The sequence below is a fragment of the Faecalibacterium prausnitzii genome, assembly GCF_003287405.1.
Lineage (GTDB): Bacteria > Bacillota > Clostridia > Oscillospirales > Ruminococcaceae > Faecalibacterium > Faecalibacterium intestinale.
In genome coordinates, this window is sequence record NZ_PRLD01000019.1 from 1 (window position 1) to 25,566 (window position 25,566).

A 25,566-nucleotide genomic window follows, 5' to 3' on the forward strand; every position below is an offset into this window, starting at 1 on the left:
AGGTCGATGGCGAATACGTCCAGAAAATCCAGATTTTCTACCGCTTTATCGGCCCATTGGATGCCATCGAGTAACAATGTCAGAAAAGTCACCTCCGAGAACTATCCTATGCGGGGCGCGAGGGTGAGCTAATCTTCCGGCTGGTCTATGAGGCCGCCGGATGCACCAAACCCTTCTCCCGACTCTGGATTTCTTCGATGGAGGACGCGGCGATCCGGGAAGGTTTTGCCGATCTGCGCCCCGGCGGGGACTATGACCCGTTGTATCAGTCGGCGCTTTGCCGCCAAAAGGCGGACTGGCTCATCGGCATCAACGCAAGCCGCCTGTTCTCCGTCCTCTATCACCGCACCTTGAATGTGGGGCGGGTGCAGACGCCCACCCTGGCGATGCTGGCCGACCGGGACAGCAAGATCGTTCTGTTCCACAAGGAGAAATACCATCATGTGCGGCTGGCGCTGGATGGAGCCGAGGCGGTTTCTGAAAAAATCCCGGCTATGGAGGACGCCCAGACTATCCGGGACGCCTGCGATGGTAAAAAAGCAACCTGTGTATCTGTGGTGCGGGAGAAAAAGGAGGAAAAGCCGCCCAAGCTGTACGACTTGACCACCTTGCAGCGGGAGGCCAACCGGGTGTTTGGCTACACGGCCAAGCAAACTCTGGACTATGCGCAATCGCTCTATGAAAAGAAGCTGCTGACCTATCCCCGCACGGACAGCCGGTATCTGACGAGCGACATGGCGGAGACCGCCTCCGTGGTCCTGCATTTGGCGGCACGGGTGCCGCCCTTCGACGCCTGCCCGGAGTTTTTCCCCGATGTTGCGGCGCTGGTGAACAACAAGGAGGTATCCGATCACCATGCCCTGATTCCCACTCTGGAGTTGGAAAAGGCGGATGTGCCGGGGCTGCCTGTGGGCGAACGCAATATTCTTCTGCTGGCCTGCTGCAAGCTGCTGTGTGCGGCGGCGGAGCCTTTCGTGTATGAGGCGGTCACGGCCACCTTTGATTGCGGCGGACACACCTTCACGACCAAAGGAAAACAGGTGCTTTCCCAGAGCTGGCGGGCCATCCAGGAGATGTTCCGTTCCTCCCTGAAAGAGAAGCCGGAGGATGAAGATGCCGAGGGCGTCCTTCCGGCCTTGACCGAGGGGCAGGTCTTTGAGTCGGTCGCAGCCTCCGTCACCGAGCACTTCACTTCGCCCCCCAAGCCCTACACGGAGGACACCCTTCTATCGGCCATGGAGAATGCGGGCAAGGAAGATATGCCGGGCGAGGCAGAGCGCAAGGGTCTGGGCACCCCGGCGACCAGGGCGGCCATCATTGAAAAGCTGGTGTCCGGCGGATTCATGGAGCGCAAGGGCAAGAACCTGATCCCCACAAAGGCGGGTATCAATCTGGTCACGGTGCTGCCGGAGCTGCTGACCTCTCCCAAGCTCACAGCGGATTGGGAGCAGCGGTTGAACGAGGTGGCAAAGGGCCAGGCGTCGCCGGAGGACTTCATGGACGGGATTGAGGCGATGGCGGCGGAACTGGTGCGGAAATACTCCCATATTTCCGAGGATGGGCAAAAGCTGTTCCAGCCGGAGAAGGAGACGGTGGGCCTCTGCCCCCGCTGCGGCATGCCGGTTTATGAGGGCAAGAAGAACTTCGCCTGTTCGGACCGAGCCTGTCAGTTTGTCATGTGGAAGAATGACCGTTTCTGGACCAGCCGCCGCAAAGAAATAACCCGGAAGATGGCGGCCGACCTTCTGAAAAAGGGCCGTACCTCCGTCAAGGGAATGTGGTCGGAGAAGAAAGACTCCACCTATGACGCCGTGGTGATCCTGGACGATACCGGCGGCAAGTATGTCAATTTCAAGCTGGAGCTTCCCAAACGAAAGGATGGTGTGCATGGCAAAAAGTAAAACCGAGATCAACTTCAAGGAGCATTTGAAGTCGCTGCTCCCCGCAGGCGGTGACGCAAGCGAACTGGAGGCGGCGGCCCAGGCGCTGGCCGGACTTTCCCCGGAGAACAGTGATCTTCTGGTCTCTGTCCAGGAGTCGCCTTATCGCCTGACCACCCTGGAACAGTTCCGGGAGTTCCCCGCCAACACCGAGTATTTTGTCCTGGAGCCCAACATCAGCAAGGTGGAGGATGTGGGCTGGCGCTATCTGGCGCAGCATTTGGACGTCCTTCTGCCCCAGGAGCTGCTGGACGCCATTGATCCCGTTCCTTTTGGCAACCATGCCATGCAGGAGGAACAGGGGTGCTTCACCAGTAAAGGGTATCTCACCCTCTCCGGCGACGAGTGGGAATATGAGCGCCCCAGGGAGAAGCAGATAGAGAAAAAGCCCTCCATCAAGGAACGGCTGGAACAGAGCCGGAAAGAATGTGCCAATCAGAGCAAGGTGCAGCCCCATCGGGAAAAGCCTGCGCCGGAGCGATAAGGAGGTGTCGCTATGCCCCGTTATGACTATGACAAAGATTATCCCTTTGCTGCCTTCATCACCAACCTGGGCAAGTACAACGAGGGCGCCCTTGTAGGCGAATGGGTGAAGTTCCCCACCACGGCGGAGGAACTGAAAAAGGTCTTTGAGCGCATCTGGATCGGTGCGAAGGATGACTTCGGGCAGACCTATGAGGAATGGTTCAACACGGACTACGATTGCTATGTGGACGGCCTCTATGACCTGCTAGGTGAGTATGCCAACTTGGACGAGCTGAACTACTTGGCCTCCAAACTGGACGACATGAGCTAGGATGAATATGAGCGGTTCCAGGCGGCCATGGAGATCGGCGACCACACGGGCAGCATCCAGGAGCTTATCAACCTGACGGAGAACCTGGATTGTTACGAGGTTTACCCCGACATCCACGACCACGATGATCTGGGTCGGTATTACATTGAGGAACTGGATGCCATGCAGGTGCCGGAGCATCTGCGTAACTACATCGACTATGAGGCCTACGGCCGGGACATCGCTCTGGAGGAAAGCGACCAGTTCACCGACCTGAGCTATGTGCGGGACACCGGGGACAGCTTCCATGAGTATTACGATGGCGAGCGTGGCAGCATCCCGGAGGAATACCGGGTGATGACCTTCCAGGACGATGTCCCCGAAGAAGAAGTTTCGGAATGGGCCATGGACATTGCCTACGATATGGACGAGTTTTTCCGGCAGCACGACCCGCAGTATGCCGCCGAGCACCCGGAGGAACACGCGGCAAAGGAAGAAATCTACGAAAACCTGATGGCCGGGCGCATCTCCGCCCTGGGGCAGACCCAGGAGGACTATCTGCCTTCAGAGATCGAGAAGTTCAAGGACGCCACCGGCTATGAGGAATTTCTGGATGTGGACCCCCAGGCGATCCGGGAGGCCATTGAAAACCCGGATCAGTCCCATGTGGACGAGATGCTGTCCTTTGCGGAGCAGGCAAACCGGGAGTATGAAGCGGAGTTGTACGGGCAGCAAGCGGCGCCCACCCCGGATGACCGAGAGACCGGCGAGACGGTGCGGACTCCCAGGGGTACCTTCCATGTGACGGATATGAGCCGGGAACAGATGGAGGTGGCTGGATACGGTTTTCACCACGAGTCCGAGGACGGAAAGTATCTCATCATGGCCAACGGCAGCCGCGCCTTTGCCATCCCCAACGGAGACACCTCCGAACATACCGCACCGGAGAAGCTAACCGTCCTGGTGGTGGAGCCCATGAAGGAACCCTATGTGAAGGAGATCGACCCCGGCCTCCATGCGCTGCAAGCGGAGGTGGGCGGCGATATTGCCGCCTCCTATCCCTTTGACGATCCGGTGGGGCTGGTGCTGAACGATGAAGGCAAGCTCATTGGACTGGACCTGAACCGGTCCCTCCGGGACGAGCATGGGGAGATTTACGACATTGTGGCAGGCACCTTCCTAGTAGTGGGCTTGGGGTCGGAGAGTTTCGCGTCCCTGCCCCCGGACATGATCCAGAAGTACACCGAGCAATTCAAGCGCCCGGAACTGTTCGCCAGCATCAACGGGCAGATCGTATCCGTTCCCGTGGAGCCGGAAAACCCGCTGCGCACGGCGGAAATGACCCTGGAGGATGACTACGGCATGATCGACGGGATCATCAACAACGGCCGCCGTGGTGAGGAATTGGAGAAAGCCCAGGCCGAGGCGCGCAGGACTACGCCGGAGAAAAAGCCTTCCATCCGGGAGCGGCTGAAGGACGCGAAACGGGAGTGCGCGGAACGGAAAAGCCCGGACAAGCCTGCCCCGCAGAAGAAGCCCCCGGAGCTGGGCGACTTATGAGCCGGAGCAAGAAATGGCGTCTGGAATGGGCGTTCTTCTTGGGCGAGAACGGCAGACGCCAGTATAACAAGCTCTGCAAAGGCTGTGTCCATCCCTGCAAGCAGAGTTTCCGGGCGGTGGTGCTGTCCTGTCCGCACTATCTTTCCCGCCGCTCCCAAAAACGCAGAAATTAGGGTCCAAAACGGGTCAAGGAACCGACTGTGGCGGCTTTTCCGTGTAAGGGCAGTATGATTTCCCATGTAGGACCACCTCACTGATGTGGGGTGCGAAGTAAGGACGATTTCAACACTTAAAGTAGGAGCAACCCCTCTGGCTTGAGCTAAAGGGGTTGCTCCTATTATTTTTTGCCTCAAAATTTATTCGCTAATAGCGAAATTATATCTTGACTTATGGATAAAAATTTGTTACCATAGTATTGCAGCGAAGAGTAGAGCGGATGTTCTACTGGTCGTCTCCCCCAAATTGGAGTGCGTCAGCACTCGCGGAACATCTTAACGGTGTTCTACCCCACGGGGGCGGCACACGGCTTGACCCCCGATGCGCCGTCGCCCGGCATGGCCCAAGCCGGGAGCTTGGGCCATGCCCAAAGGAATTAGATGGGTTGTCCTGTATGCACCAACTCTTTCCCGGGAGGGAGCCACACCAACTATACCTCGTGGTTCTCGAAAGAGGTATGTTATGCAAAAGCATAAGAAATCGCTGTTCATGCAGGACAGTCCCGGCAACTCGTCGGTCCCCCGGACTTCTCACCGTTTCAAGTTCAAGCGTAAATGGCGCAAGACCGTATTCCGGTTAGCGTTTAAGGCGCTTGAAGTGCTGCTGGTGGTTTTACAAATCATCCAGTGCTTTTGTGAGATGTTCAAGAAGTAAGACGAGGTGGTGCAGCAAACGGGAAGCCCATCTAATTTTTGTTTATTAGCCCAAGCGGCTTTGTATTATAGATTGAATCTAAATAGCTGGGAGGTGGCGAGCATGATTGGAGATGTGTTGAAGCGTACGCGTATCATTTATGGATATAAGGCCAGTGAAATGAGTTCAGAACTTGGCATCTCTGCGAGTTACCTTTCGGAAATTGAAAACAACAAAAAGCAACCATCTTTGGACTTACTCCAAAAATATGCTGATATTTACGGTATCCGATTATCTTCTTTGATATTACTTTCTGAAAACATGGATGAAGCAGAGAAGTCTGGCAAAGGAACTGCCTTTGTCAGAAACATGATGGCACACTTGATACAAAGTATGTCTGCGGCAGCAGGTGATCCAGATGAAGAATAAAGCGCCGATTAGAAAATATGACATAACTCAATGTGCTCTTTATAAATGCCGGACGAAAAAGCGTCTTGAACATCTTCTGTGTCTTGAGCCCGGCGGCCTCAAAATAATTGATAGTATCATCAGGTATCACAAATTTGAAATCGACAAAAAGCATTCTGATGAAAAAAGGGAAATAACTGCTCCGGATAAGATACTTAAAGCTATCCAGCGCAGAATCCTTTACCTGCTTCACCGGGTCATCCGGCCTGAATGGCTTATCTCTGGAGAAAAACAAAAATGTTATATAGACAATGGAAAGGCACATCTCGATGGAAAATATGTTCTGACTGTTGATATTAAAAAGTTCTATGATAACTGCACGCGAGAACCTGTGTACCAGTTTTTTGTGCAGAAATTGAAAACTTCCCCGGATGTGGCTAAAAAACTAACTGACATCATAACATACAATGGTGGCATCCCAACCGGGTGTCCAACAAGTCAGATTATGGCTTTCTATGCTTATTCTGATATGTTTTCAGAAATCGCTGATTTGGCGAAACAATGCGGTTGCAAATTCACTTTGTATGTGGATGATATGACCTTCTCTAGTACAAAGCCTTTTTCTCCCAATCAGTTGAGGCAAATGATTGATTGTGTGCTGAGAAAATATGGTCACAAGCCTAAATATCCCAAAGTAAAGTATTATGGTCCATCTGACTACAAACCAATTACAGGAACGGTAGTCACGCCTGAACAGTCCCTTGCTGTACCTAATGGGCTTCAAAATACCATATATAATGCGTTTCAGACGCTGAAGCCCCTTATTGGTCCTGAAACCTGTTCTGAAGAAGATGCAAAACAAATTCTTTCATTAAAAGGACAGATACAGGCCGCCCGCAATATCGAAGAAGGAAAGTTTCCTGAAATTGGACGGTTAACGAGCCAAATCAAGGTACCAGATGTTCAATCTGCATCAAATCAAAAAAGACAGATTCGCAGACACAACAAGAAAATTCGTATAAAACAACGAGCAGCTACTAAGTAAGTGCGAGAGCGCCGCCTTCGGCTTAGACCGAGGGTGACGCTCTCGCTTCTTTTTTGTTCCTTTTATCTCTTTCAATTAGATTCGGATAGGACAGGAGGGATTTATAGTTGTAGTAGGCGCTGTGGGAATGTGTGTAAACGGCCAGAGGGGCGGAGCTGTGGGAAACGGTGTTTGCGGGCTGTGGGAAAGCGAGCGGCTTTTCCAGCGGGCCGTGAATATCTGTTTTCCATCGGCAGAGCGGCCGTTTTCCACATTTCCATAGTGCTATTCTGGAATATAGGAAGTTCCTCTTGCTGTAATCAGTCGATAGATGGTCAAGGGAATATACCAGGCAGCCACCAGCAGCCGCCAGACCAGGACAAAACCGCCGATCACTCCACCAATAATAAAGTTCAGCAGGAACAGCGGAAGAGCGGTTCCCAAAGAGCCGCCCGGCACGATCCAGGCAAACATCCGAGGGATGCCAAAAGGCAGGCCGCAAAGGATGAACAGCCATACATAGTCGGTGACTCCATCTTTTGTGTAGGCGGATTTGAAAATGCAGTACAGCAAAGCCGCCACCGCCACGGGCAGCACGCTCTTTTTGAAAAACTCTTTGATTACTTCGGATTTCGTCACAGTCAGCACCTCCATTCCTGGTTCCATTATATCAGCCGGATAACCATGCGCCCAGGGTTTTTGCAAAGACTGGTAAAAAGCGCCCAATCCCTGTTACTCCAAGTCGTTGCTCCGCTGCCGCTGCTGTTCCTGTTCCTTCGGCCTTTCTAGTAGGGCGTCCACATTCTGGCGGAGGGTATCATATTCCGTTTCTTCCCGTTGTATCTTCCGAAGTTCCGTTTGCAGGGCGGTCTTGCGGGCGGAGAGTCCGTCCAGTTCTGCTTTCAGCTTATCAGAGGAAGGAAGTTTGGCGAGTTCGGCTTTCTTGATCTCCCTGGTTGCTGCCTCGAACAAGATAATCTCGCTCTCGAAGCCACGCAGAAATTTTTCCTTGTCCTTTGATGCCTTGTATCGGTCATAGACGGGCTTCAGTTTGCGGTAGGTGTCGATCTGTTTTCCCAGGAGGACAAGATCAGTGATCCGCTGTTCCATATCCCGCAGGCTCTCTCTGGTGCGGATGGAGGCGGCGGCAACAGCGTCGCACCGTTCCTCCAATTCCTCATAGCTACCGATACCGTGTTCAGTGAGGAAGTTCATGGTGGCGGCTGCCCGTTTCAGATTCTCAATGGTGGCCCACCGCTGGTATCCGGCGCTCTGCTGGGCTTTGATGTTGTTCTGAATGTCAATGAGCAGGCTGACCGTCCCACTGCGCTGCTGGGGCTGTCTGGAGGGACGGGGGCCTCCGGCAATGCGGGAGACAACGGCTTCTTCCGTGTAATCGGCGCCCAGAGTTTTGAGCCGTGTAAACCGCTCCTGATCCGGCGCCTTGGCGGAGATATACTTTCCGCGCTTGATCTCGTATCCTTCCCGCTGCAAGCGGGCAAGCAAATCTTCCAGGCTGGAGGATGCGGGTATCCGCCGGTCGATGGCGGCTTTCAGCTGTGCCTTGTAGCTGGTGCCGTTCTGTGCGGCCTGATGCTCAATGTAGCACTTGCCCTTGTCCCGACCGGGGACGATGACGGACAGGCCGTGTTCTCTGCACAGCCGGTCACTGGTCCGGCGTATTTCGTGATAGCTACGCTTATTGGAATGGTAGTGCTTATGGTCGGTGAAGCTGACCGCATTGAAGATCAGATGATTATGAATATGCCCCTTATCAATATTGGGTGGTAAGTACAAACTCGTACTTGCCACCCAATATTTCTTTTGCCAACTGCAGCCCAATCTCATGGGCTTCTGCGGCGGAGACCTCTCCAGGCTCAAAGGCTTGGATCAGGTGGCGGCCCAGGTGCGTGCCCTTGTCGATGGAATGGCGGCGTGTCCATTCAAATTCAATGTCGGCGGTCTCAGCAGCGCAGCCGAAGGAGGATACAAGCAGCTTCCCGTCCGTCTTGTCGGAATTGCAGATATAGTCAATGGCGGCTTTCAGCGTTGACTTAATAGGATGCGTCTTTGTAACTGCCATATCTGCTCCAGCCTTTCCCGGATTTCCTCCATGTCAGCCTGATAGGTGGAGCCTTCGGCGTTGACCCGTTTGGCGATTTGGTTGATGTTCCGGCCAATGGCGGACAGGAGCTTGTTCATCTCCTTGATGTCCTTGGTGTCCACATAGATGATATATCCGTCAATCGCCATCTTCCGCAGATAGGCGCCGATCCTCTTTGTCTGGAGCTGGGCCATCTTCTGTTCCATCAGTTCCTTTTCCTCGGCGGTCACATAGAACTTCACCTGGATATTCCGTTTCCTGTTTGCCATTGTGGTATCACGCCTCTTTTCGTAGCAGGGTTTGGGATGTTCCCAACAAGCATTTTTCGGGTTTAGGGGGAGGGTTCCCTAAAGCCAAAAATCGCAAGCGGGTACTCGCTTGCTGTGCTTGCTCTACGCTCCTTCCCCCGTAAATACAATGCCGGAAACACCTTCATCTGCCCGCAAAATCCCGGATTTTTCAAAAAGAAAAGGGCGGCAGAGCCGCCCTGGAGAAACGAAAACAGAGGATGCTTACACACCCTCCGTTTCATCTGCTGATTTTTCAGTTTTTAGCGCCCCGTCAAGCGCACCTTCGATGACGGTCAAATACTGCTCTGGACAAAGTTTCAGTTTGTGGCTGATACGCTGTCTCTGTGCGCTTTCCTCCCGCATAATCTCTGGATTGAAGTACCGTTCCACGGGAAGTCCGCACACTTTGATAAGCTGTATGATAACCGGCAGACTGGGAATCGTAGCATCGTTCTCGATATTTGCGAGATACCTAGAGTCGATGTTGATGATCTCCGCCAATGTCTTATGCGACAGATGCTTTGCACTCCGTGCGGCTTTTACATCGGCACCGAAAGTTTCAAAACCGGGGCAATCTTCAATGTTCGCCATATAGCATCACCCACTTACATTGTATATTTCATACTTTGCCCGTGGAATGTTGCAATATGCCATATATCTACATTTTATAATTCATAATCTGGGGTTGCGCACCTAGTTTATCAGATACCAAGCAGCTTTCAACAGTTGGTCATTACAATATTGCATGAATCAAACTCTCAGTACCTGCAATTTCTGCTTCAACAATATATTTAGTTCGTTCAATATTAGCTTTTGCAATGGAAGGTATGTCGTCTTTTATGACTGTTATCTGCTGCTCAATTCCCTCAAGATAGCTATTTAATATTTTCAAACGCTGTGAAAGCAGACTTTGCGGATCATCTAACGCATCAATAAAAAATGCGGCAATCGAGAAAATGTTGGTATCATAGTCGAAGGACAAAATTGATTGCTGTAATGTTGCCACAAATTCTTGTTTCCCTTTGTCTGTAAGCGAGTAAATCGTCTTGTCGGGCATATTTCCATCCTTTTCAATGCTGCCATAAATATATTCTTTTTTCTCTAAGACTTTTAGTGTAGCGTAGACTGTCGAATTGGCGATGTTGTACCAACGATGAACATTCATGATTTGTAGTTGCTTGATAATTTCATATGGATTAAGCGGTCTTTGATTGATCAGACCCAATAACATAGTAGCAGATTTCGAGAGCATAACGCATACCCCTTGACTTTAGTTTTAAGTTGTAGTACTCTATATATAGAGTACTACAATATTATATTATAACTGTACCACAGATATAATCAAAATACAAGGGGGAGTAAAATGCCGCAACTAAATAAAGGTGGAAAATATGTATTTGGACTTTCCGCCATCAGCAATAGGCGAGAAATACTTTTTCCGGCAGAGACTCTTGAACAATATCCCGTTCAAAAAGAAGGACGCATTATTATTTTCACGGGGAGCAAAATCACGGGCGGATTTTGCGTGACCAGCAAACAATTACTTGGGCAATCAAAATTGAAGCATATATTAGATGATTGTCCCGCATTGTCACAGTACACGATTGATGAAGGAGAATTCGTTCGCTATAAAGGACGAGGCTATACTTGGCTGCATATTTCTCAAAACGGTGTTGTGAGGCTGCCCGAAAACACGATGCGATATTTGAATCTTTCCTGTGGGGATATTCTCATGTCGATTAAAAGCAGTGATATCGCATTTACAATGGGAGCAAGAGGACCGCTTATGGACAAAGTACATTCTTACCCCGGTCATATCAAGGAATATCGGGTTACTTGCTGCGGGCAATAAGGATATGAGTCATATTGAGTGGGTATTATGTCCTGTCTGCGGCAGTAAAACACGATTAAGAATCCGCAGCGATACCATTCTTGAAAATTTCCCATTGTTTTGTCCCAAATGCAAGCATGAAACTTTAATCGCAGTTCGACAACTAAATCTATCCATCGTGCAAGAGCCAGACGCTAAGACGCAGAGCCGATAACACAGAGAAAAAACTCCGATGTTATCGGCTCTGTTTTCACTTTTTCTGTGATTCCCTCGGTGGAAGAAAAGGAAAATGCTACGGGGTAGATGGCTTAATAAGAGGGCCAACGAAAAAAGTTTTGAAGTTCATTTTTGGTCAGTTGCCTTGACTTTTGCTATCGTTAATAGTACTATTGATAATAGTAAAAGTGGAGGTGTCGTTATGTCATCAATCGATTTAGTTATACTTGGCATTGTTTTGGAGAAACCCCAAAGCGCCTATGACATTCAAAAGGATGTGGAGTACCACCATCTTTCTCGCTGGACAAAAATAAGTGTACCTTCTATTTATAGAAAAGTACTCCAGCTGAGCGATAAGGGCTATCTTCAAAGCGATATTGTCAAGGGCGATAAGTTTGCGGATAAGGCCATTTATTCCATTACCGATCAGGGCAGAGCGTATTTCAAGGAGCTGATGGCCTCTTGTGCCGCTGGCACAGTACCCTTGCTATTCGATTTCAATGTGGTCATTACCAATTTGAACAAGATGGACAAAGCCGAAGCGTTGGAGCTGGTTTCGACTTTGCGCCGGAGCATACAGTCCTCGGCTGAATCGAACGAGGGCTATGCGTGGGAATTTGCAGACATTCCTTTGGTTGGGAGAACGATTTTTGAGCAGCAGCAGCTTCTCTATCGAGCCCTTCTGGAATGGCTGGATCACTTTGAAGGGCAGTTCTTAGAAGAATGAGTACAGGCCCCCAAAGCAGTTTGACCATCCTGTTCGAAGCTCCGTTTTGGATCGGTCTATATGAAAGAATGGATAACGGTAAGTACGAGGTATGCAAAATCCCTTTTGGCTCAGAGCCCAAAGATTACGAGGTCTATGAGTTTCTGCTGAAGAATTGGCACAAGTTGAAATTTAGTCCCCCAATCCAGGCCGAAGTAGCCATGGGGCGAAAAATCAATCCCAAACGTATGCAGCGCGAAATTCAAAGCCAACTGCAGGATAAAGGCATTGGAACAAAGGCGCAGCAGGCGTTGAAACTCCAGCATGAGCAATGTAAGCTGGAACGACAAACCAAGAGTCGTGAGCAGAAAGATGCGGAGAAAGACCGCCAGTTTGCCATACGGCAGGAAAAAAAGAAAGCCAAGCACAGAGGAAGATAACATGAAGATAGAATGGATTTTATGCCCCTTTTGCGGCAGCAAAACGCGATTGAAAATCCGCGATGATACAGTCCTGGAAAACTTTCCGCTGTATTGCCCCAAGTGTAAACACGAAACCTTGATTGCGGTAAGACAACTGAATCTGTCCATCATCCAAGAGCCAGACGCTAAGACGCAGAGCCGATAACACTGAGGGAAAACCTCGTAGGTTATCGGCTCTGTTTTTATATCCTCTATGATCTGCCCGGCGGCAGAAAAGAAAAAACCGCCGCGGGGCAGATGGCTTTCTGTGCGCAAAAGCACTTTCTTCACGGCGGTTCGATTCGAGCCGCCGTTTTTCTTTGTCTTGGCAGCTTCCACGGCGGCATAGAAGGAGGATGTCGCCATGCTGCGCCGGATACTATCCCCGCCTGATCTGACAAGGGCTAGCCGCTCAAAAAAAGCCCGTTCCATTTGGAGGAGAGGTTCGGTCATGAATATGAACTATACCGTGTAAATAAACTTCATATTGTTTTCCATTGCGCCCGGTGGGTCTGTGACCTACCGGGCGCTTTTTGCCGTTTCCTGCGGTCGGGCTGGCTGGCCGTTGATTTTCTCAAATTTTCTTCCAAAAGGAGGCGTTTAGCGGGCAGAACACGCTCTTGCAGGATTGGTAGTAGCGGAAAGGGAGAGAACCACCTGATCCCCCATGGAAAGGGGGTGAAACTGATGGAATCTAACCCCCGCGACTATGGCGAGCAATGCCGGTTCGATGCTTTTTGCAAGAAGGTGTTGCGAAACGAGGCCAGAGCCTACCTGCGGAACATGAAACGCCAAAGAGAGCGTGAAGCCTTCTTTAGCGACTTGTCCCAGGTGGAACTGGACAAGCTCTGCGTCATGGATCGTTACCCCAGCGACAGCATTGTGTTCTCGTCGCATGGCTACGATCTACATATCGACAACGAGCTTGTGGCCGAGGCTTTCTCTACTTTGCCGCAGATGGAGCAGAGCATTTTGATTTTGCACTGCACTCTGGACCTGGCAGACAGTGAGATCGGCAATCTCGTTGGGATGTCCCGGAGCGCCGTTCAGCGGCACCGGACGAAGGCGTTGCAGGAGTTGCGCGAAGCGTTTTGTCGGCGCTGATGCCGAAAGGAGGCTGAGGAAGATGACAGAGCCCATCCACAAGGGAAAGGACCTGCCGCCCGTTTGGGTGATCCACGCGGCCTCCGGCGGTGACAGCGAGGCCATGGAGCAAGTGCTGCGGTACTACGACGACTATATGAGCCGCCTGTGTACCCGTACCCTCTATGACAAGGACGGAACGCCTCATGTGTGCGTGGATACCCACATGAAGCGCTGTCTGGAAACCCGACTGATCCGGGCCGTGATGCGCGCCTAATCCTTTCAGCCTTGGCAGAATGCAATCGGCTTACCCTTTCCTCTTTTGCCAATGCCGGGGACTGAACCCACCTTGACAAAGAAAGCCTTCGGGCAGCATAAGGCAGACGGATACGATCTGCCTGTGTGGAGCCGGTCGGCCGGTGCGCCAAGACCCTGTTGCAAGTCCGCAGGACGGGACCCCTACCAAACAGGTGAGCGACAAAACCAGGCCGCGAAACAGGTGTGGCAGCCTGTGGGCGAGGATGCACAGACAGGATAATGAGACTCCCGCGTTGAACGCCCTCAAAGCATTGCGCGGCGCACCCATCAGCATGGGCCGGGGTGAGATTCCCGTGGAGCTGCTTGCCGGCAGCCATCCGTTTTTTGCCTCTTTTATTTTCAGATAAATCTTCTGCTTTTCTGTTTACGGATAATTCGTAAACTTTCTATTAGCAGCAGACAAACCCGAAGCGGCGCGGTACAATGAGGGTGGAAGTTATGAATGAACACCCTTTTGCGTGCCGTTTCTGACTGGAAAGGAGGCTGCTGTGTCGGAAATTCAGAACGGTACGGAGAAAAGGCCTTTCGAGTGCCGCACCTATACGGTCAACGATGTTGCCCGTATATTAGGTGTCAGCCGGACACAGGCATACCGTCTTGTGCAGGAGGGCCTTTTCAAAAGCGTACGAATTGGTAACGCCATACGAATTCCCAAGCGGTCGTTTGACAAGTGGCTGGAGCCGCTTGATCTGTGACACAAGAAAGGAAGGTTCGTTATGGCATCCATCATCAAGAGAAAGAAAAACTATTCTATTGTTTATACCTATGTGGACGAGAATGGCGAGACCAAGCAGAAATGGGAAACCTGCACTTCCTATCAGGAGGCATTGAAGCGCAAGGCGGAGATCGAGAGTCAGAAAAGCTCCAACTCCTTCCTTCCGCCCACCAATCAGAATATTGCGGAGTTCCTGTCCGACTTCGTTTCCCTCTACGGCGAAAAGCGGTGGGGGGTGTCCATGTATGACAGCCAAAACTCGCTGATAGCCAACTACATCAACCCCATCATCGGGGATATGAAAGTGCAGGACATCACCACGCGGGTGGTGGATAAGTACATCCAGACTTTGCAGAAAACCCCTGCGGTGAACACTAGGACACACCACGCCAAAACGGAGTTTGTCACCAACGCTACCATCGAGAAGATCATCAAACTTCTCCGCTGTGCCTTCAAGCAGGCGGTTCGGTGGGAGCTGGTTGCCAAGAACCCCTTTGACAATGTGGTGCTGCCCAAAGTGGAATACAAGAAGCGGGACATCTGGACCGCCGATATGATCCGCACCGCCCTGGATCAGTGTACGGACAGCAAGCTCTATGTAGCAATGAACCTGGCCTTTGCCTGTTCGCTGCGCATGGGTGAGATTCTGGGGCTGACCTGGAGCAATGTCCACATCTCCGATGAAGATATTGCCGATGACAACGCCTATGTCTACATCGACAAGGAGCTGGCGCGGGCCTCCAAGCGGGCCATTGAGATGCTGGGGCAAAAGGACATCTACCATGTGTTCACGCCTCTGTTTCCCAACACCAGCACCAGAATCATTTTAAAGAAGCCCAAGACCGATTCCAGTATCCGCAAGGTGTGGCTGCCCAAGACTCTGGCTTATATCCTGCGGGAATGGAAATCCGCGCAGGACGAGCTGCGAGCACTGCTCCGTGACGAGTATCAGGACTACGACCTGGTGGTGGCGCTGGCCAATGGCCGCCCCTGTGAGGACCGTATCATCCTGAAGTCGTTTGAGAAGCTGCGGGAGAAAGCAGGGCTTCCCAAAGTGGTCTTTCACTCCCTGCGCCATTCCAGTACCACCTATAAGCTGAAGCTCAACCACGGCAACCTGAAGGCCACCCAGGGCGATACCGGACACGCCCAGATCGACATGATCACCAGCGTGTATGCGCACATTCTGGACGAGGACCGCAAGATCAACGCCCAGAAGTTTGAGAGCGCCTTCTATGCCAATCCTGACCTGCGTTCGGTTCGTGCCCCGGAGGAACCAAAGGAACCGGCGCCCGCCACATTGGATTTGGAGGCCCTGGTAGAACAGCTTCGCAAGTCGCCGGAACTGGCCAACACACTGGCTGCATTGCTGGCGTCGGCCCCATCTGAAAAATAGGGCTGAAAAATCGTATTAGCAAATCGGCGTTTTTTATTAGCAAGGCCGGAAAAATAGTTCGAAGCCAATTAGCAGGCATACAGCGGAAAATGTATAAAATCGTTCCGGTAGAGTAGCAAGAATGCTCTGGAAAAGCGATAACAAAAAACCGCTGTAAACCATCAAAAAACGGCTTACAGCGGTCATTTTTGGCACCCCCGGCTGGGTTCGAACCAGTGGCCTGTCGCTTAGGAGGCGACCGCTCTATCCAACTGAGCTACGGGGGCTTATACAGAAATATTCAATTTTGCAGGGCTCCAGGATTCGAACGATTCGATTTTTAGGAGGCGGACGCTCTATCCAGCTGAGCTACGGAGACAGGAGCCTGCATCCTTGGGGGCACAGGACAGCCGCCCAAAATACAGTACCATATTATAATACCGCAACCGGGGTGTAAAATCAAGTTGAACCTGCGGGCAAAATGGTGTATGCTATAAAGGAATGCAAGGCGGCTGTGTGCTGCGCAGGGAGGATGCTATGGAAAAGATAAAAAATATCCGCAAAAAGCTGCGGCACCAGAGGTCGGTTCGGCGGAGAAAGCTGGGACTGAGCACCCCGACCCAGATCATCTGCGTCAGCTTTATTATCGTGATCGCGCTGGGCACGCTGCTGCTCACCCTGCCCATTTCCAGCAGGCACGGACGGCTGGATGTGCTCAATGCCATGTTCACAGCCACCAGTGCCACCTGCGTCACCGGTCTGGTGGTGCGGGATACATGGACGCAGTTCACGTGGTTCGGGCAGGCGGTGGTGCTGCTGCTCATTCAGGTGGGCGGCCTTGGCCTTGTTACCCTTACCAGCTTTTTTGCGCTGGCCATGCGCCGACGCATGGGCTTCCGGGACCTGCGCTTACTGGGCGAGAGCGTCTCGGCAGACGGCTACGATCAGGCCAAAAACGTGCTGAAGATCGTTGTGGGACTGGCGGCGATGTTTGAAGGCATCGGCATTCTGCTGCTGATGTTCGCCTTTGTGCCGCAGTTCGGGCTGGAGGGCATCTGGATCAGCGTGTTCACCGCCATTTCGGCCTTCTGCAATGCGGGCTTTGACCTGTTCGGACGGTTCGGGGCGTACTCCTCGCTGGTGCCCTATGTCAACAACTACTATGTGCAGGCGGTGATCATATTCATGATCATCTCCGGCGGTCTGGGCTTTATGGTCTGGGTGGAACTGTGCCAGTGGTACAAAAAACGCCGCCTGTCCCTGCACGCCAAGGTGGTGCTGTCCTTCTCGGTGATCTTATGGCTGGGCGGTGCGCTGGGGCTGGGACTGATGGAGTGGAACAACCCCGCCACGCTGGGCGGGCTGTCGGTGCCCGGCAAGGTGATGGCTTCGCTGTTCCAGTCGGTATCCACCCGTACCGCCGGCATGAACACCGTGGACTTGGCTTCCTGCGGTACCTTGAGCAAGCTGCTGATGAGCGTGCTGCAATTCATCGGCGCAGCGCCCGGCTCTACCGGCGGCGGTGTGAAGGTAACCACCTTCGCGGTCATCATTCTGACCATCCGCAGCGTGGCGCAGGGGCGCGACGACTGCGTGATCGCCGACCATCATATCGAGTCTAAGACGGTCTACCGTGCGCTGACCATTATCGTGCTGGGCGCGGCGGCAGCAATCGGCTCGGCCATCGTGGTGTACTACAACACCTCGGACGCGGTGTCGGTGGTGGATGCCATCTTCGAGTCCTGCTCGGCCTTTGGCACGGTGGGACTTTCCGTAGGTGTGACCAGCCAGCTGAATAACGGGGCAAAGATCCTGTATATGCTGGTCATGTTCATGGGTCGTGTGGGCCCGGTGGCCTTTGCCATGAGCCTGACCGCCAAACCGGACGACAACAAGCGCAAGATCATGCCGGTGGGGCATATCAATGTTGGTTAAATGAAAAAACAGGCGGCTGCACAGCACTTTGCGCAGCCGCCTGTTTTATCGCAAGACAAGAAATTAGTGCAACATTCAAACAGCATATTTGCGATATGCAATTCAACGCTGTTGCTGTTGCATTAAAAAGTTGAATTGCTATAATGTGAGATGATCAGCAACTGCCTGCCGCTCAGACCAGATAGCCCTCAAAGCAGTGCAGGTCCTCGGTCTTGACGATGCCTTCCAGATACAGCCCATCCTCCCGGTATTCCTCTGCCTGCACGCTGCCGCGCTCCCGCATGGGGGCGGCAAGTCCCAGCTTATCGTAGGGCAGCAGCACCCGGATGGTGTGCACCCGGTCGCTGAGCACCTCGTCCAGCTTTTGCAGCAGCTTGTCCAGCCCGTAGCCGGTCTTGGCGCTGGTCAGCAGGATATCGGGGTCAAAGCTCAGGGTGTTGGGCTTGTCGCACTTGTTGTACACGGTCAGGCGGGGAATGTCGGCACAGTCCAGCCCGTCCAGCACCTCATCGGTCACAGACAACTGCTCCTCGCGCTGCTCGTCCCCGGCGTCTGCCACCCGGACGATCACATCCGACCATGCGGCCTCTTCCAGCGTAGACTTGAACGCTTCCACCAGATTGTGGGGCAGGCGGGACACAAAGCCGACCGTGTCCACCAGCAGCACCGCCATGCCGCTGGGCAGCACCAGCTTGCGGCTGGTGGGGTCCAGTGTGGCAAACAGCATATCGGCTTCGGCCACGCTGGGACCACACAGGGCGTTCATCAGGCTGGATTTTCCCACGTTGGTGTAGCCCACAAGGCTTACCACCGGCATTCCGGTCTTGGCGCGGGCCTTGCGGCTCTCGCCCCGGCGCTTTTCCATCTCAGCCAGCTTTTCAGCCAGCGCGTCAATACGGGCGTGCACATGACGACGATCCAGCTCCAGCTTGGTCTCACCGGCACCGCGGCGGGCACCGCCGCCGCCGCCACCGCCGCCGCCCTGACGGCTCAGCGCTTCGCCCATGCCCTGCAGGCGGGGCAGACGGTAGCGCAGCAGCGCCAGCTCGGTCTGCAGCTTGCCCTCGTTGGTCACGGCGCGGCTGCGGAAAATTTCCAAAATCAGCATGGTGCGGTCGATGACCTCCAAGCCGCCCAGCGCATTGGAGATGTTGCGGATCTGGCTGCCGGTCAGCTCGCCGTCAAACACAGCGCATTCCGCGCCCAGCGTCTGGGCGGCAAGGGAAGCTTCCTCCAGCTTGCCGCTGCCCAGCACAATGCCGGTCTCCGGGGTCTGGCGTTTCTGGGTGATCTGTGCCACGGCTTCCATGTGGTTGGCCTCGCACAGGGCAGAAAGCTCTGCCAGACTGCGCTCACAGTCCCACAGCCCCTGATCCAGTGCCAGCAGCACTACCTTTGTGGGAGGGGTCTCGGTCAAAATATCATAAAGCTCGCTCAAAGTAAGTCCTTTCTGTTATCATAGCGTTCTTTTGTCAGAAGGTAGCACCGGCATTCCACCGGTGTGCCGTCAAATTTGTGGTAAACATCGTTGTGGTGGTACACAAAACCAGCCTTTTCCATCACCCGGCCGCTGGCGGGGTTCTGCACCGCGTGGCAGCAGGTGAGGAAGGCACCGCCCACCTGTCTGAACCAGAAATCCACCACAGCTTGCAGCGCTTCGGTGGTAAAGCCTTTGCCCCACCACTTCTGCCCGATGCAGTAGCCCGGCTCCCAGATGCCGCCGGAAAGCTCCAGTCCCTGCCATTTGGTCTTTTGCTGCGGCTCACCCAGCAGGGCGTTGTACACGGAGAGGGAGCCGAACACCTGTCCGGTGGCCTTTTCCACTATGGCCCACTGGTAATAATCCGGGTTCGGATACAGCTCTGCCCACGCCGAAAGCAGTTCCTGGGTCTCGGCAGGGCTTTTGTGCGGTTCCCAGCGCAAAAACCGGGTCACAGCCGGGTCGTTTGCCCAGTTTTCGTACATCTGCAGGGCATCCTGCGACAGCAGGCGGCGCAGCAGCAGACGGTCAGTTTCCAGCTCAAGTGTGCCGGTGTGGCGCATGATCCATCCTCTCCCTTTTATAAAAACTTATTCCTTGGGTGTATCTGAAAAGTCGAAAATTTAGTCTATTTCTACAAACACAGCTGGATTTTGCGTTAAAGAGCCTTGAAATCCACAAAGGATTCCTGCGGCTATTTGCCTTAAATCCCGCTTGTGTTTGCGAAATATTCGTCATTTTCTTTGTTTTCAGATACACCTTAAGATAGCACAAAAACAGCCGCGCCGCAAGATAAATCAGGAAAACCGCTTGACCGGATGAGTGAACTACGATAAACTGAAAGATGAAATCTTTTATAGGAAAGGGAAAGTACCGATGTTAGATGTGCGCAAACTGTTAGCCCAGCGTCCGCTGCTGTTCGATGGCGGCATGGGTACCTATTATAAAGCAAAGCCGGGGCAGGAGTGCGAGCAGGCAAACCTGACCGACTCGGATGGCATTCTGGCGGTGCACCGGGCGTATCTTGCCGCCGGAGCGGACGCCATCAAGACCAATACCTTCAGCCTGCCGCGTCTGGCGGCGGCGCAGCAGCCGGGCTGGGAGCAGCTGGCGGATGCGGGCTGGCAGCTGGCAGCAAAGGCTGCAGGGGAGACCGGCGCGGCGGTGTTTGCCGACCTTGGCCCCGCGCCGGACACCGAAAATCTCCCGGCGGAGCAGGTGTATCTTGCTGTGGCAAAGCGCTTTGCGCTGCTGGGAGCACGGAATTTTCTGTTCGAGACTCTGAGCGCCGAGGAAGGTGTGCTGGAAGCGATTCGTGCGCTGAAGCAGACCGTGCCGGAGGCCTTTGTACTGGTATCCTTTGCGGTGCTGCCGGACGGCTACACCCGCGAGGGCCGCTACTGCGCCGAACTGGTGCGCCGCATGGTACAGAGCGGCGTGGTGGATGCCGTAGGTCTGAACTGCGTGTCTGCCCCGGGCGCGATGCGGGCACTGGTGCAGCAGCTGGGAGATGCGGGACTGCCCCTTTCGGTCATGCCCAATGCGGGCTACCCGGTGGTGGCGCGAGCACAGGTGCGCTATCAGGGCAAGCCGGCGTATTTTGCCCGGGAACTGAGCCGCCTTGCCGCCGAGGGCGTGCGCATTCTGGGCGGCTGCTGCGGCACGACGCCGCAGCATATTGCTGCCCTGCGCACCGCGCTGGATGCTTTGCCGGAAGCACTGCCCGCCGCCCCGGCGGCAAAGCCCGCCGCTACGGTAAAGCCTGCAGTGGAAACGGACGATGTTTTTTTGCGCAAGCTGCGCGCCGGGCAGAGGGTCATTGCGGTGGAGCTGGATTCTCCCAAGGACGCTGACCTGACGGCCTATCTCGAGGGTGCCCGCCGTCTGCAGGCCGCCGGTGCCGACCTGCTGACCATTGCGGACTGCCCCATTGCCCGGGCGCGGATGGATTCTTCGCTGGTGGCGTGCCGGGTGCACCGGGAGCTGGGCATGAACGTGCTGCCCCACATGACCTGCCGGGACCGCAACCTGAACGCCACCAAGGCGCTGCTGCTGGGACTGTACGCCGAGGGCGTGCGGGAGGTGCTTGCCATTACCGGCGACCCCATCCCCACCGCCGAGCGGGACGAGGTGAAGAATGTGTACCAGTTCAACTCCCGCAAGCTGGCGCAGTATATCGTTTCGTTGGCCGGGGAAGGGCGGGAGATGCCAAGCCCCATCACGGTGTTCGGGGCGTTGAACCTGAACGCCCGCAATTTTGAGGTAGAGCTGCGCCGCGCCGCAGAAAAGCTGGAAAACGGCATGAGCGGTTTCCTCACCCAGCCGGTGCTGTCGGCACAGGCAGTGGAAAACCTGAAAAAGACCCGCGAGACGCTGGGCGAGCGGGCAAAAATTCTGGCCGGCATCCTGCCGGTGGTCAGCCAGCGCAACGCTATCTTTATGGAAAACGAAGTCAACGGCATCCATGTGGACGAGGTCATCATCCAGAAGTTTGAGGGGCTGGACCGTACCGCAGGCGAGGAGCTGGGCTTGGAAGTCTCGGTGCAGGCCGCCAAGGCGGCTGCGCCCTATGCGGACGGCTTTTACCTGATGACCCCTTTTAACCGGGTAGCGCTGATGGAGCGGCTCATTGCCCGCCTGCGCACCGAGGTGACGGATTGAAAATAATAGGGAGGAACACACTGTGCCCTGCGAAAAACCATTGCTCAGCATCATCGTGCCGGTGTACGATGTGGAACGCTATCTGCCAAAATGTATTGATTCCATTCTGGCGCAGACCTTTACGGACTTTGAGCTGATCCTTGTGGAGGACGGCTCGCCGGACAATTGCCCTGCGCTGTGCGATGCCGCCGCCGCGAAGGATGCCCGCATCCGGGTGATCCACCAGAAAAACGGGGGGCTTTCTGCCGCCCGCAACGCCGGGCTGGACGCGGCAAGGGGGGAATGGATCGGCTTTGTGGATTCAGATGACTACATTGCGCCGGAAATGTACGAAGCACTGTATAAGGCTGTGCAAAGCACCGGGGCGGACCTTGCCCTGTGCGATTACGCCGAGGTGGACGAGACGGGCGCACTCTGCCCGCCGATGCATATCAGCCTTGCAGAGCAGGTCTTTACCGGACGGGAACTATTGAAAAATGCCACAGATACGATGATCCAGCCTGCGTGGAACAAGCTGTACCGCCGTGCCATCTTTGCACAGCTGCGCTACCCGGAGGGCAAGCTGAACGAGGATCTGTTCCTGATCCCGGAGGTCTGTTTGCGGATCCAAAAGGCCGTGGTGGTGCCAAAAGCACTGTATTATTATGTGCAGCGCGGCGGCAGCATTATGAGCGGCAATAAAACGCTGCGCCATTTTGATGCTGCCGAGGCAGCACAGCGGTATTGGGAATGTCTTGTGGAAAACGCTGCATACGATGCGCTGGCAAATGCAGCAAAATTTACGATGGGCAGCGTGAGCCGGGTGTACCGGCAGCTGCCACCGGCACTGCGCAAGGCACCCCGCAGCCGGGAAATGCTGCGGATGCAGTTTGAGGTAGTCAGCCGCACCCGGCAGTACTGCAACGTTCCGGGCGGGCTTTGGCTGCAAAGCTGGCTGCTGTGGCGCTTACCGCAGACATATAGCCGGCTGCGGGGGTTCAAGGGCTGAGGAGAAAGAGAAAAAACGCATGAGAACACGCTATTCTATCATCAATATGCTGGTCAACATCGGCGGGCAGTTTTTGACGATGCTGCTGTCCTTTATCGGCCGGATGGTTTTTATCCGCTGCCTTTCGGCAGCCTATCTGGGCGTCAACGGTCTGTTTACCGATGTGCTCAGCATCCTTAATTTCGCAGAGCTGGGCATTGGCACGGCTATGGTGTTCAGTATGTACGAGCCGGCCGCCCGGGATGACGAGCAGAAACTGGCGCGGCTGATGAACCTTTATAAGTGGATGTACCGGGCGGTGGCAGCTTCGGTGCTGCTGTTCGGGCTGGTGCTGCTGCCGTTTTTGCCGTACCTCATCAAGGGCGGCGAGGGCATCGAGCATATCACCCTGATCTACATGATGTATGTGCTTTCCTCTGCCTGCTCTTACCTGCTGAACTATAAAAGCTCTATTTATCAGGCCTACCAGAAAAGCTATATCTGCACCGGGTGGACGCTGGTATGCGAGTGCATCCGCACCGTCGTGCAGATCGTAGCTTTACTGCTGACCGGTAACTTTATCCTGTACCTTGCTATCCAGCTTGTGGTGCAGTTCATACCCAACATCATTATCTCCCACATGGCGGATAAGGAATTTCCCTATCTGAAGGAATGCCGGGAGCTGCCGGAAAAGGAGGAACGGAACGGCATCCTGAAAAACATCGGCGCAATGAGTATGCACAAGCTGGCCACCGTCATCGTGCGCAACACGGACAGCCTGCTGATGTCCTCCTTCATCGGTCTGGCAACGGTGGGGCTTTACTCCAATTACCGGTTGGTACTCAACGCGCTGAACAACCTGCTGAACAAGTTTGCCACGGCTTTTTCCGGCAGCGTGGGTAATTTTGCGGCGCTGGAAAACTCTGACCGGCTGTACCAAGTATATAAAGAGATGGACTTTCTCTTTTTTGTGCAGTCTGCCTATCTGACTGGCGGGCTGATGATGCTGTTCAATCCCTTGATCGAGCTGCTGTTTGGCAGGGAATACTGTTTCCCGATGACGACCGTGGCGATCATTGTGACAGAATTCTATATCTCGCGGATGCGGCAGACGAACCTGTTGTTCCGGGAGGTCATGGGTCTGTTCTGGAACGACCGCTATAAGGCTGTGGCGGAGTCCATCATCAATCTGGTGGTCTCTCTGGCGCTGGTGCAGCGGTACGGCGTGGTCGGCATTATCGGGGGTACCATCATCAGCAGCCTGTGCACCTGTGTCTGGGTGGAGCCCTATATCTTTTTGAAGTATGGCGTTCAGGATGCATGGCAGAAGAAGCTCCGGGTTTATTTTGCGGAGTACCTGAAGCGTGCAATGATCGTGGCGGCGGTCTCGGCGGCAGCCATGCTCTGGGTAAAGCGCTTTCCGGTGGGCAATTTTGGCGTTTTTGTTTTGGACGGGCTGCTTTATACGGCGGTGTTTGCAGGAGTGATCGTATTGCTCTACCGGCACAGCGTGGAGTACGAAGCGCTGAAGCGGCGTGGGTTGGAAATTTTAAAAAGGAGAGCCGGATGAATACAGAAAAAAGCCCCCTGATCTCGGTGATCGTACCGGTCTATAAGGTGGAAAAGTATCTGCCCGCGTGTCTGGACAGCCTGCTGGCGCAGACCTACCGAAATTTTGAGCTGATCGTTGTGAATGATGGTTCGCCGGACAGCTGCTGGCAGATCATGCAGCGCTATGCGGCGCAGGATGCCCGGGTGCGCATTTTCAACAAAGAAAACGGTGGGGTGTCCTCGGCGCGCAATTTTGGACTGGATGTGGCAAGGGGCGAATACATCGGCTTTGTGGATTCCGACGACCTTGTGCTGCCGCAGTATCTGGAATGGCTGTACGATGCCTTGTGCAGCTGCGGTACCCGGATGTCCATGTGCCGCTACCGCGGTATACAGGAAAACCAGTCCCTGTGGACAGTGACAGAATGCCCGGCACCGCAGAGGATCACGGCGGAAAATTATTCGTGGATGCGGGAATGGAGCGGTGGGCACTGCTGGCGGATGCTGACCCACCGGGAGATATTATGGGATATCCGTTTTGATCCGGCATTGCTTTATGGGGAGGATACCCTGTTTTTTGTGATGGAATTTCTCAAGGCTGGCAGTCTGGCGTTTTTGAACTGCCCTCTCTATGCCTATCTTGAACGACCAGATTCTGCCGTGCGGCAGAAGCCGAGCCTGCGCTTTTATACGGCGGCACTGGCATGGGAACGGGTCTGGCAGCTGGCAAAGGAGCAGCCGGATCCCTTCCGCAGTACTACGGATCAGCGCTGCATCATGTCCTGCGCCGAGGTGTATTTCCGGCTGGTCAACCAGCCGGAGCGGGACTCGGAAAAGGAAAAAACACTGCTGGAGCTGGCTTCCACGCACCGCCACGCTGCGTGGAAAATCCCGTCGGAGCACAAAAGCCAGAAGCTGCAGGCGCTGATGATGGGTTACTGCCCACATCTGGGCGCAAAGGTATGGAAGCTGGTGCGTTGGGTGAAAGGTTTGAAAAACTGATTGACAAATCCCACAAAAAACGCTATATTCTTTTTATAAATGCGTTGAAAAAGAGTGTGCATCGTCTGGGACCGCACAGAGAGCCGGGGGCAGCTGAAAACCCGGCGGGATACCGGCGGGGCACTGTCACTTTGGAGCAGAAGCGGTGAGCTGAGCCGGTAAGCCGCTTTCGGGTCTGCCCTACGTTACAGGGGCATCAAGGGGCGCGGAGCTTTCCGCGCAATTTGGGTGGTACCGCGGTCATGTATTTACAGCCGTCCCATGGAACGCTCCGTGGGGCGGCTTTTTGCGTCCCACTTCATCAAATTTTTTGGG

Annotated in this window: 25 protein-coding genes, 1 tRNA gene, 3 pseudogenes and 1 other annotated feature; of the genes and pseudogenes, 21 read left to right on the forward strand and 8 right to left on the reverse strand. The window is 54.1% G+C overall.

The window, feature by feature from the left end; all coding sequences use genetic code 11:
- Positions 1 to 110: 110 nt before the first annotated feature.
- From C4N24_RS13460 to C4N24_RS13485, 7 genes and pseudogenes are all read left to right on the forward strand, one after another.
- Positions 111 to 1,901, forward strand: a pseudogene (locus tag C4N24_RS13460) (DNA topoisomerase); the annotation flags it as partial.
- Positions 1,888 to 2,424, forward strand: a complete 537-nt coding sequence (locus tag C4N24_RS13465) for a hypothetical protein (protein ID WP_181573100.1) — start codon at positions 1,888 to 1,890, stop codon at positions 2,422 to 2,424. The pseudogene C4N24_RS13460 and the gene C4N24_RS13465, both read left to right, overlap by 14 nt.
- 12 nt (positions 2,425 to 2,436) lie before the next feature.
- Positions 2,437 to 4,275 (forward strand): annotated as a pseudogene (locus C4N24_RS13470) (antirestriction protein ArdA).
- The gene (locus C4N24_RS15430; RefSeq protein ID WP_181573101.1) at positions 4,272 to 4,448 is read left to right on the forward strand and encodes a hypothetical protein; all 177 of its coding nucleotides are present in this window, start codon (positions 4,272 to 4,274) and stop codon (positions 4,446 to 4,448) included. Before C4N24_RS13470 ends, C4N24_RS15430 begins: the two are co-directional and overlap by 4 nt.
- Positions 4,449 to 4,953: 505 nt before the next feature.
- Positions 4,954 to 5,145 (forward strand): hypothetical protein, encoded by a 192-nt coding sequence (locus C4N24_RS13475; protein WP_112091831.1) that lies wholly within the window; start codon positions 4,954 to 4,956, stop codon positions 5,143 to 5,145.
- Between the two features lie 102 nt (positions 5,146 to 5,247).
- Positions 5,248 to 5,553, forward strand: a complete 306-nt coding sequence (locus tag C4N24_RS13480) for a helix-turn-helix domain-containing protein (protein ID WP_112091832.1) — start codon at positions 5,248 to 5,250, stop codon at positions 5,551 to 5,553.
- On the forward strand, positions 5,543 to 6,577 hold the full coding sequence (locus C4N24_RS13485; RefSeq protein WP_112091833.1) for a reverse transcriptase family protein: 1,035 nt from the start codon (positions 5,543 to 5,545) through the stop codon (positions 6,575 to 6,577). Before C4N24_RS13480 ends, C4N24_RS13485 begins: the two co-directional genes overlap by 11 nt.
- 264 nt (positions 6,578 to 6,841) lie before the next feature.
- Here the strand turns inward: C4N24_RS13485 and C4N24_RS13490 are convergent, their stop codons facing one another.
- From C4N24_RS13490 to C4N24_RS13510, 5 genes and pseudogenes are all read right to left on the reverse strand, one after another.
- Positions 6,842 to 7,195, reverse strand: a complete 354-nt coding sequence (locus tag C4N24_RS13490; RefSeq protein WP_112091854.1) for a DUF6050 family protein — start codon at positions 7,193 to 7,195, stop codon at positions 6,842 to 6,844.
- A 93-nt stretch (positions 7,196 to 7,288) separates the two neighbouring features.
- A pseudogene (locus tag C4N24_RS13495) lies at positions 7,289 to 8,639 on the reverse strand (relaxase/mobilization nuclease domain-containing protein).
- Positions 8,600 to 8,929: a plasmid mobilization protein gene (locus C4N24_RS13500; protein WP_112091834.1), complete on the reverse strand. Its 330-nt coding sequence runs from the start codon at positions 8,927 to 8,929 to the stop codon at positions 8,600 to 8,602. Before C4N24_RS13500 ends, C4N24_RS13495 begins: the two are co-directional and overlap by 40 nt.
- A gap of 243 nt (positions 8,930 to 9,172) precedes the next feature.
- Positions 9,173 to 9,541, reverse strand: a complete 369-nt coding sequence (locus C4N24_RS13505; protein WP_112091835.1) for a helix-turn-helix domain-containing protein — start codon at positions 9,539 to 9,541, stop codon at positions 9,173 to 9,175.
- 142 nt (positions 9,542 to 9,683) lie between these two features.
- Positions 9,684 to 10,202, reverse strand: a complete 519-nt coding sequence (locus C4N24_RS13510; protein WP_112091836.1) for a PadR family transcriptional regulator — start codon at positions 10,200 to 10,202, stop codon at positions 9,684 to 9,686.
- A gap of 111 nt (positions 10,203 to 10,313) precedes the next feature.
- Here C4N24_RS13510 and C4N24_RS13515 point away from each other — a divergent pair, with 111 nt between their 5' ends.
- From C4N24_RS13515 to C4N24_RS13555, 9 genes are all read left to right on the forward strand, one after another.
- A complete protein-coding gene (locus C4N24_RS13515; RefSeq protein WP_097800014.1) occupies positions 10,314 to 10,802 on the forward strand; it encodes a hypothetical protein in 489 nt (162 codons plus the stop codon).
- A gap of 4 nt (positions 10,803 to 10,806) precedes the next feature.
- Positions 10,807 to 10,995 (forward strand): cysteine-rich KTR domain-containing protein, encoded by a 189-nt coding sequence (locus C4N24_RS13520; protein ID WP_097800015.1) that lies wholly within the window; start codon positions 10,807 to 10,809, stop codon positions 10,993 to 10,995.
- A 204-nt stretch (positions 10,996 to 11,199) separates the two neighbouring features.
- A complete protein-coding gene (locus tag C4N24_RS13525; RefSeq protein ID WP_112091837.1) occupies positions 11,200 to 11,724 on the forward strand; it encodes a PadR family transcriptional regulator in 525 nt (174 codons plus the stop codon).
- Positions 11,721 to 12,143, forward strand: coding sequence for a YjdF family protein (locus tag C4N24_RS13530; protein ID WP_112091838.1), 423 nt, complete (start codon positions 11,721 to 11,723; stop codon positions 12,141 to 12,143). The genes C4N24_RS13525 and C4N24_RS13530 overlap by 4 nt, the downstream gene beginning before the upstream one ends.
- Position 12,144: 1 nt before the next feature.
- Positions 12,145 to 12,330 carry a cysteine-rich KTR domain-containing protein gene (locus tag C4N24_RS13535; protein WP_009260154.1) on the forward strand — a complete coding sequence of 62 codons (186 nt, stop codon included), beginning with the start codon at positions 12,145 to 12,147 and terminating at the stop codon, positions 12,328 to 12,330.
- A 521-nt stretch (positions 12,331 to 12,851) separates the two neighbouring features.
- Complete coding sequence (locus C4N24_RS13540) at positions 12,852 to 13,268, forward strand: sigma-70 family RNA polymerase sigma factor (protein ID WP_242983284.1); 417 nt, start codon at positions 12,852 to 12,854, stop codon at positions 13,266 to 13,268.
- 22 nt (positions 13,269 to 13,290) lie between these two features.
- Positions 13,291 to 13,524 (forward strand): helix-turn-helix domain-containing protein, encoded by a 234-nt coding sequence (locus C4N24_RS13545; protein WP_112091839.1) that lies wholly within the window; start codon positions 13,291 to 13,293, stop codon positions 13,522 to 13,524.
- A 529-nt stretch (positions 13,525 to 14,053) separates the two neighbouring features.
- Positions 14,054 to 14,260 carry a helix-turn-helix domain-containing protein gene (locus C4N24_RS13550; RefSeq protein WP_112091840.1) on the forward strand — a complete coding sequence of 69 codons (207 nt, stop codon included), beginning with the start codon at positions 14,054 to 14,056 and terminating at the stop codon, positions 14,258 to 14,260.
- A gap of 21 nt (positions 14,261 to 14,281) precedes the next feature.
- The gene (locus C4N24_RS13555) at positions 14,282 to 15,676 is read left to right on the forward strand and encodes a site-specific integrase (RefSeq protein ID WP_181573102.1); all 1,395 of its coding nucleotides are present in this window, start codon (positions 14,282 to 14,284) and stop codon (positions 15,674 to 15,676) included.
- A 189-nt stretch (positions 15,677 to 15,865) separates the two neighbouring features.
- Here the strand turns inward: C4N24_RS13555 and C4N24_RS13560 are convergent.
- Positions 15,866 to 15,942, reverse strand: a tRNA-Arg gene (locus C4N24_RS13560).
- A 250-nt stretch (positions 15,943 to 16,192) separates the two neighbouring features.
- Here C4N24_RS13560 and C4N24_RS13565 point away from each other — a divergent pair.
- Positions 16,193 to 17,590 carry a TrkH family potassium uptake protein gene (locus tag C4N24_RS13565; protein WP_112091841.1) on the forward strand — a complete coding sequence of 466 codons (1,398 nt, stop codon included), beginning with the start codon at positions 16,193 to 16,195 and terminating at the stop codon, positions 17,588 to 17,590.
- Positions 17,591 to 17,762: 172 nt separating this feature from the next.
- Here C4N24_RS13565 and hflX read toward each other — a convergent pair whose 3' ends face one another.
- Positions 17,763 to 19,028, reverse strand: coding sequence for a GTPase HflX (hflX, locus tag C4N24_RS13570; protein WP_112091842.1), 1,266 nt, complete (start codon positions 19,026 to 19,028; stop codon positions 17,763 to 17,765).
- Positions 19,025 to 19,633 carry a GNAT family N-acetyltransferase gene (locus tag C4N24_RS13575; protein WP_112091843.1) on the reverse strand — a complete coding sequence of 203 codons (609 nt, stop codon included), beginning with the start codon at positions 19,631 to 19,633 and terminating at the stop codon, positions 19,025 to 19,027. The genes hflX and C4N24_RS13575 overlap by 4 nt, the downstream gene beginning before the upstream one ends.
- Positions 19,634 to 19,946: 313 nt before the next feature.
- On the opposite strand from C4N24_RS13575, the gene C4N24_RS13580 reads away from it, so the two are divergent.
- From C4N24_RS13580 to C4N24_RS13595, 4 genes are read left to right on the forward strand one after another with little or no spacing between them, the layout of a single operon-like run.
- Entirely contained in the window at positions 19,947 to 21,731 is a 1,785-nt protein-coding gene (locus C4N24_RS13580) for a bifunctional homocysteine S-methyltransferase/methylenetetrahydrofolate reductase (protein WP_112091844.1), read from the forward strand.
- A gap of 22 nt (positions 21,732 to 21,753) precedes the next feature.
- Positions 21,754 to 22,719, forward strand: coding sequence for a glycosyltransferase family 2 protein (locus tag C4N24_RS13585; RefSeq protein WP_181573103.1), 966 nt, complete (start codon positions 21,754 to 21,756; stop codon positions 22,717 to 22,719).
- A gap of 19 nt (positions 22,720 to 22,738) precedes the next feature.
- Complete coding sequence (locus tag C4N24_RS13590; protein WP_112091846.1) at positions 22,739 to 24,268, forward strand: oligosaccharide flippase family protein; 1,530 nt, start codon at positions 22,739 to 22,741, stop codon at positions 24,266 to 24,268.
- Entirely contained in the window at positions 24,265 to 25,251 is a 987-nt protein-coding gene (locus tag C4N24_RS13595; protein WP_112091847.1) for a glycosyltransferase family 2 protein, read from the forward strand. Before C4N24_RS13590 ends, C4N24_RS13595 begins: the two co-directional genes overlap by 4 nt.
- A 35-nt stretch (positions 25,252 to 25,286) precedes the next feature.
- Positions 25,287 to 25,516: a binding site (T-box leader), on the forward strand.
- Positions 25,517 to 25,566: the final 50 nt, after the last annotated feature.

Coding starts and splice junctions, on each gene's coding strand:
- C4N24_RS13595 (WP_112091847.1), top strand. CDS start 24,265: ATGAATACAGAAAAAAGCCCCCTGATCTCGGTGATCGTACCGGTCTAT.
- C4N24_RS13535 (WP_009260154.1), top strand. CDS start 12,145: ATGAAGATAGAATGGATTTTATGCCCCTTTTGCGGCAGCAAAACGCGA.
- C4N24_RS13590 (WP_112091846.1), top strand. CDS start 22,739: ATGAGAACACGCTATTCTATCATCAATATGCTGGTCAACATCGGCGGG.
- C4N24_RS13555 (WP_181573102.1), top strand. CDS start 14,282: ATGGCATCCATCATCAAGAGAAAGAAAAACTATTCTATTGTTTATACC.
- C4N24_RS13530 (WP_112091838.1), top strand. CDS start 11,721: ATGAGTACAGGCCCCCAAAGCAGTTTGACCATCCTGTTCGAAGCTCCG.
- C4N24_RS13540 (WP_242983284.1), top strand. CDS start 12,852: ATGGAATCTAACCCCCGCGACTATGGCGAGCAATGCCGGTTCGATGCT.
- C4N24_RS13580 (WP_112091844.1), top strand. CDS start 19,947: ATGTTAGATGTGCGCAAACTGTTAGCCCAGCGTCCGCTGCTGTTCGAT.
- C4N24_RS13505 (WP_112091835.1), bottom strand. CDS start 9,541: ATGGCGAACATTGAAGATTGCCCCGGTTTTGAAACTTTCGGTGCCGAT.
- C4N24_RS13500 (WP_112091834.1), bottom strand. CDS start 8,929: ATGGCAAACAGGAAACGGAATATCCAGGTGAAGTTCTATGTGACCGCC.
- C4N24_RS13565 (WP_112091841.1), top strand. CDS start 16,193: ATGGAAAAGATAAAAAATATCCGCAAAAAGCTGCGGCACCAGAGGTCG.
- C4N24_RS15430 (WP_181573101.1), top strand. CDS start 4,272: ATGAGCCGGAGCAAGAAATGGCGTCTGGAATGGGCGTTCTTCTTGGGC.
- C4N24_RS13510 (WP_112091836.1), bottom strand. CDS start 10,202: ATGCTCTCGAAATCTGCTACTATGTTATTGGGTCTGATCAATCAAAGA.
- C4N24_RS13575 (WP_112091843.1), bottom strand. CDS start 19,633: ATGCGCCACACCGGCACACTTGAGCTGGAAACTGACCGTCTGCTGCTG.
- C4N24_RS13480 (WP_112091832.1), top strand. CDS start 5,248: ATGATTGGAGATGTGTTGAAGCGTACGCGTATCATTTATGGATATAAG.
- C4N24_RS13545 (WP_112091839.1), top strand. CDS start 13,291: ATGACAGAGCCCATCCACAAGGGAAAGGACCTGCCGCCCGTTTGGGTG.
- C4N24_RS13520 (WP_097800015.1), top strand. CDS start 10,807: ATGAGTCATATTGAGTGGGTATTATGTCCTGTCTGCGGCAGTAAAACA.
- C4N24_RS13525 (WP_112091837.1), top strand. CDS start 11,200: ATGTCATCAATCGATTTAGTTATACTTGGCATTGTTTTGGAGAAACCC.
- C4N24_RS13515 (WP_097800014.1), top strand. CDS start 10,314: ATGCCGCAACTAAATAAAGGTGGAAAATATGTATTTGGACTTTCCGCC.
- C4N24_RS13475 (WP_112091831.1), top strand. CDS start 4,954: ATGCAAAAGCATAAGAAATCGCTGTTCATGCAGGACAGTCCCGGCAAC.
- C4N24_RS13485 (WP_112091833.1), top strand. CDS start 5,543: ATGAAGAATAAAGCGCCGATTAGAAAATATGACATAACTCAATGTGCT.
- C4N24_RS13465 (WP_181573100.1), top strand. CDS start 1,888: ATGGCAAAAAGTAAAACCGAGATCAACTTCAAGGAGCATTTGAAGTCG.